Origin of the sequence: Marinobacter sp. SS13-12 (genome assembly GCF_030227115.1) — a bacterium.
GTDB lineage: Bacteria > Pseudomonadota > Gammaproteobacteria > Pseudomonadales > Oleiphilaceae > Marinobacter.
Genome location: NZ_JASSUA010000002.1, coordinates 396515 through 408949 on the forward strand (window position 1 = coordinate 396515; position 12435 = coordinate 408949).

Consider the following 12435-nt stretch of genomic DNA (forward strand, 5'->3'; position numbering starts at 1 on the left):
TCAATATCCCTCAGGCAAGCCTGGGAACGCGCCGAATACCCTTGCGTATGGCCTGGTCCAGTGCGGAGCTCACCAGTTTGCCGGTGTGGGGCACGATGTCTTCGAAGGATATGGTGTACTGGACACGAGTCCTGCCGTTAGCGGCATCCTCGAAGCGGATTCTGCCCAGATGGTTGCGGATAGGGCTCATGCTGGTAATGGTGTACTCGATCAGCGAGCCCGGCTCAAAGGTAATCACGGTTTCCTTGAGACCGATGGGGCCAATTCCGATTTTGCGGATAGACCCGACGCCATTGGGATCGGCCTGGTCGCTATCGCGAATTCGTTTTACCGGGGCACCCAGCAATTTGCCAAAACGTTCGTGGTCGGCAAACAGGGCGAACACCCGGTCTCGCGGAACCTCAAAGGTTTCATCAATTTCAATCGTGTAGGTAGCCATAACTGCACTCTCAAGAGACTGTTTCAAACAGAGTATCGGGTTATGTGCTACAACAAAAGTCGTAGAGCACCGATGACCGGGAGCTGGCCCGAAAGGGGCCATCACAAATCAATCCAGACAGCAAAGGCACTCTGATCTGCGTGGATGACGAACCCCGGAAAAACCAACCGAATGACGAATCGGGCACCGAAGCACCGGCCCACTCCGACCGATCTACAAGGTCATCGCGCGCTAGTGTTATCCTGAACCAATACCCAGCAAAAACAGGAGCAGAAAGCCCATGATCCCCAAGACCATGAAAGCGATGCTGCTCACCGGCCACGGTGGCATTGAAAAACTGGAATACACCGAAGACGTACCTACCCCCGAACCCGGCGCGGGGGAAGTGCTCGTCCGGGTAACCGCTACTGCCAAGAACAACACCGACCGCAAAGCCCGGGAAGGGCTTTACCCCACCAAGGAAAAGGGCGAAGTCACCTCTTTCCAGATGGGTGGCTCAGCGACACTGACGTTCCCCAGAATCCAGGGGGCGGACGTCGTAGGCCATGTGGTCGCCGTGGGTGAGGGAGTGGACGAGACAAGGATAGGCCAGCGTGGCCTGCTGGATTTCAACCTGTACGCCGATGACCGCCGGGATATCAACCTCACCCCGGATTACTACGGCCACGGCGCCGATGGCGGTTTCGCCGAATACATTGCGGTGCCGTCGGACCAGTTCCATCATATCGAGAATACCGAGCTGGCCGATGCCGAACTGGCATCCATGGGCATGTGTTCCTATCAGACAGCCCTGCACATGCTCACCTCGGCCAGGGTGAAGGCGGGCGAACATATACTCGTCACGGGTGCCAGCGGCGGTGTCGGCACCGCCCTGATCCAGCTTTGCCGCATCATCGGTGCCATTCCCTATGCACTGAGCCAGCAGGACAAGGCAGAGGCACTGCTGAAACTGGGGGCAGCTGCAGTACTGGATCGCTCGGATATGGCCAACTTCACCGACAAGGTTCGTGCCGTGACCGGCGGCCGGCCTATCGATGCAGTGATGGACCTGGCCGGCGGCGAGATGACGGACCAGTTCATCGACACCATGATCTTCGACATGAACAGCCGCGACGACTACCCCCGTCTCAGCATTGCCGGCGCCAGCGCGGGCAATGTCAGCGAAATCATGTGGACCCGGATCTACCTCTACCAGGTACAGGTTTTCGGGGTGTCACACGGCACCCGTGAAGAAGCCGAACAACTGGTGGCGTGGATCCGCAGCGGCCAGTTAAAGCCGGTGCTGCACGCTGCCTTCAAGCTTTCAGAGCTGCACGAAGCCGAACGCTATTTCGTCAACCGTAACAGTAACTACCTTGGCAAAATCGTAATTGTTCCGGACGCCCAGTGGGCCGAACACGGCTCCCCTTTTGCCCTGGAGAAAAAATGATGCACCCTGAGCTTAACCTGCAACTGATGGATACCCACGCCGGCGGCGATGTGAGCCGGATTGTGACGGGCGGTATTATGCAGCTTCCGGGAGCTACGGTACGTGCCCAGATGGAATACCTGCGGGACGAGGCAGACGGCTTGCGACGGCTTTTACTTGAGGAACCCTATGGTATTCCCGAAATGTCCGTGGACCTGCTGGTGCCACCGACTGACCCGGAGGCGGCGGCCGGCTATATCATCATGGAGGTTATGGGGTACCCGATCTATTCCGGTTCAAACACCATATGTACCGCCACGGCGGTACTTGAAGCGGGGATCGTGCCGAAGCGGGAGGGTTGGCAAAGCTTCGTGCTTGAAGCCCCGGCGGGCCTGGTTCATATAGACGCCCTTGTACGTGACGGTGTCGTGGAGGCCATTACCTGTGGGGGGCTGCCCAGTTATATTCATACCTACCGGGCCAGCATCCATGTTCCTTCAATCGGTGATGTGACCTACAGCGTGGCCTATAGTGGCGGCTTTTATGCTCTCGTGGATGCGGCAAGCCTGGGGTTCTCCCTGCACCTGAATGAAGAGCGGAAGCTCGCCGAATGCGCCTACCATATTACTGAAGCGATTCAGGCGGAACGAGGTTTCTCCCACTATACGCTGGGCGATGTGGGGCCGCTGCCCTTCCTCCATTTCATGGGGCCGCTGGAGCAGCTGTCTGATCACTTCTATCGCTCCCGGTCAGCCACCTACGTGCATCCAGGCGTGATCTGCCGCAGTACAACGGGCACCGGTACCTCGGCACGGCTTGCGCTGATGAACTACGAGGGCTTGATCAAGCCGGGGGACCGCCTGGAAACGGTTTCCCTTCGGGAAACCGGGTTCATCGGCAAGTTTACCGGTGTGCGTCAGGAAGGGGATCACGAGGTGGTGGAAAATACCATCACCGGCAAGAGCTATGTGCTGAGCCGGGCCGACATCATCGTGAACTGTGACGACCCAATGGTGGACTGCGGGGGGCTCACACACATTCTGACCAGTGCCCATCCGGAATGACCAACTCGCTGTGGTATTTATCGCAGTAACCCTGCTGGCGGCGACAGCTGGGTGTTATTCCCGGCCCGCCCTGAAACCGGCCGGGTTGATGTCCAGTTTCTTCAGGCGCGAGGACAGGGTGGTGGGTTTCATGCCCAGCATGGCCGCCGCACCATCGTCACCGAAAACCCGTCCGTCTGTTGCCGTAAGTGCCCTGATCAGGTTGTTCTTCTCGAGCTCCTGCAGTTCATGCGCCGTCAGTACCTGCGAGCCGGAATGGCGTGGCGGGGGCTCATCGGCTGCCGGCCCGGGCGAGGCGTCCCGGCCCGGCAGGTCAAAGTCCAGGTGACGGTCGGCGGTGATCACCTGCCTTTCGATGACATTCTCCAGTTCCCTGACATTCCCCGGCCAGTGGTATTGCTTGAGGGCTTCCACATCGCTGACCCGCAACGCGAGGCGAGGGCGATTGAACCTCACGCAGGCCCTTTCCAGGAATTCCTGGGCCAGCATCGGGATGTCTTCAATGCGCCGACGCAAAGGCACTGATTCGATGGGGAAGACATTGAGCCGGAAATAGAGATCTTCGCGGAAGTGTTTTTCCTGTACTTCGGCTTTGAGGTCACGATTGGTGGCGGCGATGACACGAACGTTGACGGCCCGGGTGCGGTTCTCGCCGACCCGCTCGAACTGCTGGTCCTGCAACACCCGAAGCAGCTTGCCCTGTTGCTCCAAAGGAATTTCGCCGACTTCATCGAGGAAGAGTGTACCGCCGTCGGCCAGCTCGAAACGGCCAACCCGGTCACTGAAAGCGCCGGTGAAGGCTCCTTTTACGTGGCCGAAGAATTCACTCTCGAACAGGTCTTTTGGGATGGCGGCGCAGTTGACCCGTATCAGCGGCCGGTCCCTGCGGTCACTGGCCTGGTGAATGGCCCGGGCGATGAGCTCCTTGCCGGTGCCGGACTCACCGGTGACCAGCACATTGGCATCGGTGGGTGCCACCAGGCCGATGCGACGGACAATCCCCTTGATGGCGTCACTCTGCCCGACGATTTCATGGAAGTGGTATTCAGCGCTCAGCTCTTCCTGCAGGTAAGCATTTTCGATCTCAAGCCGGTGCTTGAGGTTCTCGACTTCTTCCAGCGCCTGATGCAGTTCCTTCTGCGCCTGCAATCGGGGGGATATGTCGCGGAACACCACCACGGCACCGACCGGGTGGCCGTTGTCGATGATGGGCGTGCTGGTGTATTCAACGGGGAAACCCGAACCATCCTTGCGCCAGAACCAGTCCTCGCCGACGCGGCGGATGCTGCCATCGCGAAAGGCGGCGTAGATGGGGCAGTCTTTGAGCGGGAACAGTGAGCCATCCTCATGGGAATGATGCACCACCCGATGGATGACGCGGCCCATGAGCTCGTCGGCGCGCCAGCCCAGCATGCGCTCGGCCGCGGGGTTCACAAAGGTGGTGCGACCTTCGGCGTCAACGCCATAGATGCCTTCCCCCACCGCATGGAGGATCAGTTGGTTTTCCCGTTCCATGTCCTTGAACAGCTCGGCCACCCGTCGCCATTCCAGGAGTCCACCCCGGTGGTAATGGTTGACCTCGTGTCGCTCGCGCAGGGTTCTCAGTAGCTGACGGTCCCGCAACAGGAACAACAGCTGCTGATCTACGGCATCGCCGGCACGGGCTGCTGATATCTCCAGCTCGATAATACGGCCGTTGCGGTGCTGAAGCGTAAAGTCGCGGCTCCAGGCAGTACCGCGAAACAGGGTTTCCTCAGTAAAGGCGATCAACTGTGGACGTTGGTCCCGGAAGAGAGCGGTACAGGGCTGGCCCAGAAGCGCCCCCCGGCTGCTGCCCAGCAATTTCGCCATGGCCGTGTTCACCGCCAGAACCGTGTCCAGGGAGGCATCTACCAACAATGCCGGTTCCGGAAGGTGGTTTACCCAGTTCCCGGATGGCGCATCAGCAGCAGAAATCGTTGTTTCGGTATCGGTAACTGGCATTGGAGCCTCCCGGGCCGCGCTGTCCCGGTGCATGCCGGGAGGGCATGGGAAAAGGAATCAATTGCCGTGCCAATTACGAGATTTCGTGTCATACGCTACGAAATTTCGGGTTCCACGAATATTCGTAGTGGTCGTTCGAAGCTGGAATTTCAAGAATGTTCAATAGAAACAGATAGATAAAATTTTACGGAAACATGGCACAAACCCTGCGATACCCAGAGGCAGACAGTTGCGATTGGTGATGGCGCGACAGGCGTCGAACACCTATAGCGCACCAAACAAGTGCAAAAGAGCCAAGTTGGGGAGAGCAAGCCATGACAATCAAGAGCCTGGGAAATCCATTTGACGGGGACCAGACCCTCATTCATTCCAAGCAGTGCGGCTGTAACGACTGCGCGAGTGCAAAAGCCGGTTCCGGGGCCGGACTGACTGACGTTCCCGAACGGCAGGTCCGGTCGGGCACTGGTCCGCAAGACTCCGAGGCCATGCTGGACCGAGCCATCGAGAGTGCTGTTGTTCGCTCGGTATTCGGTCACAACGACCACAGTCGTCGTAGTTTCATGAAACTGATGGGAGCAGGCACCGCCGCCGCGCTGGTTTCCAGTGTGTTCCCCCTGGACAAGGCCAAGGCGGCCGTCAAAGATTCTCTGGGCAAGCTGGAGAAGACGAAGCTGAACGTTGGCTTTGTCCCGATTACCTGTGCCACACCGATCATCATGGCGCACCCCATGGGGTTCTACGAGCGTTACGGCCTGGATGTCACCGTGACCAAAACCGCCGGCTGGGCCGTGGCCCGGGATAAATCCCTGGCTGGCGAATACGACGCTTCTCACATGCTGACACCCATGCCCCTGGCGATGACCATGGGTGCCGGTTCCATACCCGAGCCTTTCATTATGCCTGCGGTGGAAAACATCAATGGACAGGCAATCGTTCTGCACGTTGACCACAAGGACAAGCGTGATCCCAAACAGTGGAAAGGGTTCAAATTCGGGGTGCCATTCGAGTATTCCATGCACAATTTCCTGTTGCGCTACTACCTCGCCGAGAACGGCATAGACCCGGATACCGACGTTCAGATTCGAGTGGTTCCGCCACCGGAGATGGTTGCCAATCTGCGTGCCGGCAACCTGGACGGCTACCTGTCGCCGGACCCGTTCAACCAGCGTGCGGTCTGGGAGAAAGTGGGTTTCATCCACATACTCACCAAGGATATCTGGGAAGGGCACCCGTGTTGCGCCTTTGCCTGCAGCCAGAAGTTCGCCACTGAAAACCCCAATACCTATGGCGCCCTGCTGCGGGCCATCATTGATGCCACCCAGTACTCCAACGTTCCGGAAAACCGCAAGGAAATTTCCGAAGCCATTGCCCCGAAAAACTACCTCAACCAGCCGGTGCCGGTGATTCAACAGGTGTTGACCGGCCGCTACGCCGATGGCCTGGGCGAAATCCAGAACGTGCCCGACCGTATCGACTTTGACCCCTTCCCCTGGCACTCCATGGGCGTATGGATACTGACGCAGATGAAGCGTTGGGGCTATATCGAGGGTGATGTGGACTACAAAGGCATTGCCGAGCAGGTCTACCTCGCGGGTGAAACCGGCAAGCTGATGGAAGAATTGGGTTACAGCGCTCCGACCGAGACCTACAAAACCCACACCATCATGGGCAAGACCTTTGACCCGGCCAGCCCCGAAGCCTATGCCCGCAGCTTTGCGATCGGGAGGGTATAGCCATGGCCTCGCTGAATGTGCGCGCCGCGCTGTTGTCAGTGAGCTTCCTGATCCTGGTGCTGGGCGCCTGGGAAATGTCCACCCAGCCGCCGCCGGCCCAGGAAAACATGAGCGAGTACGAAATGCTCATGGGGGGCGCGGACCAGGAGTCCCGGGTGCCGCCGCCCTCGGCAGTGATCAGGCTGGCCTGGGAGGAACTGTCCAATCCGTTCTATGACGCCGGTGCCAACGACAAGGGTATCGGCATCCAGCTGGGCTACTCCGTGTATCGGGTATTGACCGGGTACCTGGCAGCCATGGCCATCGCCTTGCCGATTGGCTTCCTGATCGGCATGTCACCGCTGATGTACAAGGCACTGAACCCTTACATCCAGGTGCTCAGGCCGATTTCACCCCTGGCATGGATGCCGCTGGCGCTGTTCATTATCCAGGATTCAGATGCCTCCGCGATCTTCGTGATCTTTATCTGCTCCATCTGGCCCATGTTGCTGAACACCGCCTTCGGCGTCGCCAATGTGAGGGAAGACTGGATCAACGTCGCCCGCACTCACGAACTGGGTCACCTGCGTACAGCACTGACGGTTATCCTGCCGGCCGCCGCACCGACCATCCTGACCGGCATGCGGATTTCCATCGGCATCGCCTGGCTGGTCATTGTGGCCGCGGAAATGCTCGTGGGCGGCACCGGTATTGGCTACTACGTCTGGAACGAGTGGAACAACCTGGACCTGGCCAGTGTGATCTTCTCCATTCTGATGATCGGCGTGGTGGGCATGCTGCTGGACCTGGCCCTGGGGAAGGCTCAGCGCCTGGTGGAGTACAAAGAGTGAATGGTCCGGCGCCCCTTATTGGCGCCGGCTTCAACCTCCGAATGGAGATGTGACATGAGTAAATCATTCCTGGAAGTCGACGGTTTGTCGAAAGTGTATCCGGATGGCCAGGGCGGTGGGCTGACGGTGTTCGAGGATATCCGCTTCAGCCTGGAGAAAGGTGAATTTGTCTGCATCATCGGCCACTCCGGCTGCGGCAAATCCACTATCCTGAATGTACTCGCCGGCCTGGATGAGGCCAGTTCGGGCAACCTGGTGATGAACGGCAAGGAAGTAAAAGGCCCGAGCCTGGACCGTGGCGTGGTGTTCCAGAACTACAGCCTGCTGCCCTGGAAAACCACACTGAACAATATTATGTTCGCCGTCCGCGCGCGCTGGCCGTCCTGGTCGAAAGAGCAGGTGAGGGAGCACAGCGAACGCTACCTGAAAATGGTGGGCCTGGACCACGCACTCGACCGCAAACCATCCCAGCTGTCCGGTGGCATGCGCCAGCGGGTGAGCATCGCCCGGGCTTTCGCCACGCAGCCCGAACTGTTGCTGCTGGATGAGCCCTTCGGAGCGCTGGACGCGCTGACCCGTGGCGTGATCCAGGACGAACTGGTCAAGATCTGGGAAGAAACCCGCCAGACCGTGTTCATGATCACCCACGATGTGGACGAGGCCATTCTGTTGTCCGACCGCATCTTCCTGATGTCCAACGGCCCCAACGCGCGCATTGCCGAGAGCGTCAAAGTGGACGTGCCCCATCCACGCTCCCGCGCCACCATTTTCCAGAACCCCGCCTACCACAAAACCCGCGATTACCTGGTGGATTTCCTGGTCAATCGCAGTGGCGCAGCGCTGCCCGAGGATGATGGCAGCCCGAAATTCGTTGAACCGGCGAAGGGTATGGCCAAGCCGGCCCCGACACCACCAGAAGAATCTGCCGCAAAAGCGGTTAATGCCTGAAAGCAACCATTGTCACAAGAGGAAATGATCATGATGAACAAAGAACTGATGACCGCAAGAATCCTGGAAGCCAAAGTCGGTAAAGGCATGACCTGGGAAGCCATTGCCGAGTCCATCGGCATGTCGCCGGTGTTTACCACATCCGTGTGTTTCGGCATGAACAGTTTTTCCGAAGACAAGGCCTTTGCCCTGTGTGAAACCCTCGGCCTCGACAAGGACGTAGCGCAGGCCCTGCAGGATTTCCCGAAGAAATCCTGGGACGGCGGCGTTCCCCAGGACCCGCTGATCTATCGTCTTTACGAGGTGGTCGGCGTATACGGCGACACCATGAAAGCGCTGATCCATGAAAAATTCGGCGACGGCATCATGAGCGCCATAGACTTCACGATGGACATCGAAAAGGAAGAAAATCCCAAGGGCGACCGTGTCGTGGTCACCATGAACGGGAAATTCCTGCCCTATAAGGCCTGGTGATCTTTGTTAGCTTGGGAGTTGCCTGCTTTGTAGCCTGAGGTTTCGGGGGCGGGCTTGCGGGGTGGCATCTGTATTTTTTTGGAAAAAGAACTCGCTTCGCTCAGACATCTTTTTCTGGCAAAAAATCCAGATACCTCCACCCCCCGTACCTGCCCGCAAACCCTAAGGCTACGAACAAGAGGGCAACTCCAAATGCCTCAGGCCATCTGAGACCGAACAGCCGCAGCCTGACCAAGGGCGACCTCAGCCACGGTATGCAGCTTCTCCAGTTGGGACTGGAGCATGGTGATGGGGCGGGTGCCTTCAAGGGTCAGGGCGATATCCAGGTGCTCCCCTGCGGACTCCACTGCCATGGTGGCGATGCGGAAGCCGCGGATGCGGACTACCTGGCACAGGCGCTCCAGGGCGGCGGCTTCCCGGGACATGCGGCAGTTGAGGGTGTAACTCGGCATTGAGATATCCGCTTGCGGGGTCATGCTGTTTGCTCCTTGTGGGCAGGGCTGGGGCGTCGGGTTTCGTCGAGCATTTCGCGGTTGCTGGCGCCGGGTTTGACGATGGGCCAGACGTTTTCGTCACGGCTGATGGCCACGTGCAGCATCATCGGGCCGTTGTAGGCCAGGATGGTTTCGATACCGCGACGGACCTGGTCGGTGCGTTCGATGTGCAACGCCGGGATGTCGAAGGCGCGGGCCATGGCAACGAAGTCCGGGTTGTCGTCCAGGTTTATCTGGCTTTCCCGGTTGCTGTAGAACAGCTCCTGCTGCTGGCGCACCATACCCAGGCACTGGTTATCCATGACAATGAGTTTCACCGGCAGATTGTAGCGGCGGATGGTGGCCAGTTCCTGGGCATTCATCATGAACGAGCCGTCGCCGGTGACGTTGATGACCGTGCTGTTGCGGTCGGCAAACTGGGCGCCGATGGCGGCAGGCAGGCCGAAGCCCATGGTGCCCAGGCCGCCGCTGGTGAGGTGGTGGCGAGGGTGGTCGAATTCATAGTGTTGGGCGACCCACATCTGGTGCTGGCCGACGTCGCAGGCAATGACGGTGTCGTCCGGGGCAATACGTGAGAGCTGGCGGATAAACGCCGGGCCGGTGATGGGGGCCAGGGGTTCTTCGTTGTCGGCCGCCTGAAAGCCGCCTGTGGTGTGCCAGGTGCGGCACTGTTTCTGCCATTCGGCAATAGCCAGCGGCCTGTCCGCCATCGCCCCGGTCAGCGCCTCCAGAATGTCATTCAGCTCCCCGCGGATGGCAAGATCGGCCGGGCGAAGTTTGTTGATTTCGGCGGCGTCGGCATCGATGTGGATCGTCTTCGCCTTGGGGGCGAAGCCCTCCAGTTTGCCAGTGGCGCGGTCGTCCAGGCGGGCGCCGATGACCAGTAACAGATCGCACTCGTCCACCGCCTTGTTGGCGGCGCGGGAGCCGTGCATGCCCAGCATGCCCAGGTTCCAGGGGTTGTGCTTGCCGGGGTTGCCGATGCCCTTGAGGGTGACAACTGCGGGCAGGGCCGACTTCTCGGCGAACCTGCGGAAGCTTGTTTCGGCATGAGCCAGGCTGATGCCGCCGCCGCTGTAGAGCAGGGGCTTGCGGGCCGCTCGCAGCATCGCCAGGGCTTCGGTCAGATCCGGACAGCCATTCTGCTGGCGCCCGTGCCGGGCGAAGGAGGCATCCGCAACGTCAGCGAGCAGCAGATCCTTTGGTATGTCTATCCACACCGGCCCCGGCCGGCCGCTTTGGGCCAGCTCCATGGCTTCTTCCATGATGGCCGGCAGGGTGTCGGCGTCGTCAACCAGGTAGCTGTGTTTGACGATGCCCAGGGTCATGCCCAATACGTCGGTTTCCTGGAAGGCATCGGTGCCGATCAGGCCGGAGGGCACCTGGCCGGTGATGACCAGCATGGGGATGGAATCCCGGTGGGCATTGGCAACGCCGGTGATCAGGTTGGTGGCGCCGGGGCCTGAGGTGGCAATGCATACCCCAAGCTTGCCACTGGCGCGGGCAAAACCGTCTGCAGCAAGTGCGCAGGCCTGTTCGTGGCGGCACAGCACGTGTTCCACGCCCACGTCGTCCACCAGCGCGTCGTAGAGCGGCATGATGCAGCCGCCCGGATACCCGAAAACCGTGCTGATGCTGTGGCGGTGGAACGCTTCAAGAATGTGCTGTGCGCCGTTCATGGTCGTTTTTCCCTTTTTCTTGCTGCAAAAAAAAGCCCCCGGGACCTTTCGGTGCCGGGGGCTTCTCGTGTCTTGTCAGGTTGTCGCTATCTCACCCGCTTGTCCACGCAAAAGCCCCCGGACGGTACCACGACCACCAGGACTAGCTTCACAAGGACAACCACTGCGTTGAGATTCATAAAATCCGTATTTACTCTGAATTTGTAAAAAATTTATGTGTAGAATTTACCCCACGAAAATAGCCGGGTGCAACCGTTTTCTACCGAAATCACCTGTTTCAACCTGTGAGCAATCAATGACGAAAGCAAAACTGGGATCCATCGGCCTGTCTTTTCTGGTACTGGCGCTACTGGTTGTCTGGATGGCAACGGGGAACGTCCGCGAGGCTCGCGATGAAGCGCCGGATGCGCAACCTGAGCAGGATAAAGGTGTACCGTCGGTACAGGTGGACATGCTGCGGGACCGGCCTTACCAGCCAGGGCTGATGGTGCAGGGACAACTGGAGCCGTGGCGAACGGTGGTTATTGGTGCGCGGGTGGCCGGTACTGTGGATGAGCTTATGGTGGAGCAGGGCGCCCGGGTCGAGGAAGGGGATGTGCTGTTACGCCTGTCCGAGGATGGTCGTGGTGCAGCCGTCGAGCAGTGGCAGTCCCGCATCCGCAAGCTTGAGGCAGACCTCTCGGCCGCCCAGCAACTCCGTGCCCGTGATCTCACTTCCGAATCGGAAGTGCTGACACTGCAAAGTGAACTCTCGGCCGCCAAAGCGGAACTGGCCCGGGCGCGCCTTGTGATGGAAAACCTGACGCCCCGTGCGCCCTTCGACGGCACCGTCAATCGTCGCGACGTCGACCTGGGCGACCTGGTTCAGGTGGGCACGCCCTTGCTGGAACTGGTGCGGATCGACCGGTTGAAAGCAGCCGGCCAGATTCCACAGCAGTCCGTAGGCAACGTGGAAGAAGGCCAGAAAGTGACGATCCGCACCCTGGACGGCGATACGCTGGAAGGTCGGGTCAGCTTTGTGGCCAGTGCAGCAGACCGGGAAACCCGCAGCTTTGCCGTGGAAGTGACGGTGGAAAACCCGGAACGCAAGCGGGTTGCCGGCGGCAGCGCAACGCTGCGGATTGCATTGCCGGAGGTCAGGGCCATGTTTATTTCACCCGCCTACCTGAGTCTGGGCGACGATGGCCGACCTGGTGTCCGCTACGTGGGCGAGAATAATGAAGTGGTGTTTACCACCGTCAAACTGCTGAACGTTACAACGGATGGCGCCTGGGTAACCGGATTACCGGAAGAGATCCGGTTGATCACCCGTGGTGCCGGGTTCGTGTCCATCGGGCAGCAGGTGCGCCCGGTGAACCGTGATTCGGACCGGGGCTGACCGGT

General features: G+C 59.6%; 11 protein-coding genes. 7 read left to right on the forward strand and 4 right to left on the reverse strand.

The genetic code is table 11. The features are described 5' to 3' along the window. Positions 1-10 precede the first annotated feature (10 nt). A complete protein-coding gene (locus QPL94_RS14875; RefSeq protein WP_285358429.1) occupies positions 11-439 on the reverse strand; it encodes an SRPBCC family protein in 429 nt (142 codons plus the stop codon). Positions 440-719: 280 nt separating this feature from the next. On the opposite strand from QPL94_RS14875, the gene QPL94_RS14880 reads away from it, so the two are divergent. After that, entirely contained in the window at positions 720-1868 is a 1149-nt protein-coding gene (locus tag QPL94_RS14880) for an alcohol dehydrogenase catalytic domain-containing protein (RefSeq protein ID WP_285358430.1), read from the forward strand. After that, a complete protein-coding gene (locus QPL94_RS14885) occupies positions 1868-2911 on the forward strand; it encodes a proline racemase family protein (RefSeq protein ID WP_285358723.1) in 1044 nt (347 codons plus the stop codon). Before QPL94_RS14880 ends, QPL94_RS14885 begins: the two co-directional genes overlap by 1 nt. 54 nt (positions 2912-2965) lie before the next feature. Here QPL94_RS14885 and QPL94_RS14890 read toward each other — a convergent pair whose 3' ends face one another. Beyond that, positions 2966-4894, reverse strand: a complete 1929-nt coding sequence (locus QPL94_RS14890; protein ID WP_285358432.1) for a sigma 54-interacting transcriptional regulator — start codon at positions 4892-4894, stop codon at positions 2966-2968. A gap of 314 nt (positions 4895-5208) precedes the next feature. Between QPL94_RS14890 and QPL94_RS14895 the strand changes: the two genes are divergently transcribed. From QPL94_RS14895 to cynS, 4 genes are read left to right on the forward strand one after another with little or no spacing between them, the layout of a single operon-like run. Then, positions 5209-6627: an ABC transporter substrate-binding protein gene (locus QPL94_RS14895; protein ID WP_285358433.1), complete on the forward strand. Its 1419-nt coding sequence runs from the start codon at positions 5209-5211 to the stop codon at positions 6625-6627. A gap of 2 nt (positions 6628-6629) precedes the next feature. Beyond that, a complete protein-coding gene (gene ntrB, locus QPL94_RS14900; RefSeq protein ID WP_285358434.1) occupies positions 6630-7457 on the forward strand; it encodes a nitrate ABC transporter permease in 828 nt (275 codons plus the stop codon). A gap of 54 nt (positions 7458-7511) precedes the next feature. Continuing rightward, on the forward strand, positions 7512-8405 hold the full coding sequence (locus tag QPL94_RS14905; RefSeq protein ID WP_285358435.1) for an ABC transporter ATP-binding protein: 894 nt from the start codon (positions 7512-7514) through the stop codon (positions 8403-8405). A 30-nt stretch (positions 8406-8435) separates the two neighbouring features. After that, the gene (gene cynS / locus QPL94_RS14910; RefSeq protein WP_285358436.1) at positions 8436-8879 is read left to right on the forward strand and encodes a cyanase; all 444 of its coding nucleotides are present in this window, start codon (positions 8436-8438) and stop codon (positions 8877-8879) included. Positions 8880-9076: 197 nt separating this feature from the next. Here cynS and QPL94_RS14915 read toward each other — a convergent pair whose 3' ends face one another. Together QPL94_RS14915 and ilvG are read right to left on the reverse strand one after the other, a co-directional pair. Continuing rightward, a complete protein-coding gene (locus QPL94_RS14915) occupies positions 9077-9355 on the reverse strand; it encodes an ACT domain-containing protein (RefSeq protein ID WP_285358438.1) in 279 nt (92 codons plus the stop codon). Beyond that, positions 9352-11052, reverse strand: a complete 1701-nt coding sequence (gene ilvG / locus QPL94_RS14920) for an acetolactate synthase 2 catalytic subunit (RefSeq protein ID WP_285358439.1) — start codon at positions 11050-11052, stop codon at positions 9352-9354. The genes QPL94_RS14915 and ilvG overlap by 4 nt, the downstream gene beginning before the upstream one ends. Positions 11053-11347: 295 nt before the next feature. Between ilvG and QPL94_RS14925 the strand changes: the two genes are divergently transcribed. Then, entirely contained in the window at positions 11348-12430 is a 1083-nt protein-coding gene (locus QPL94_RS14925) for an efflux RND transporter periplasmic adaptor subunit (RefSeq protein WP_285358441.1), read from the forward strand. The last annotated feature ends 5 nt before the right edge of the window (positions 12431-12435 follow it).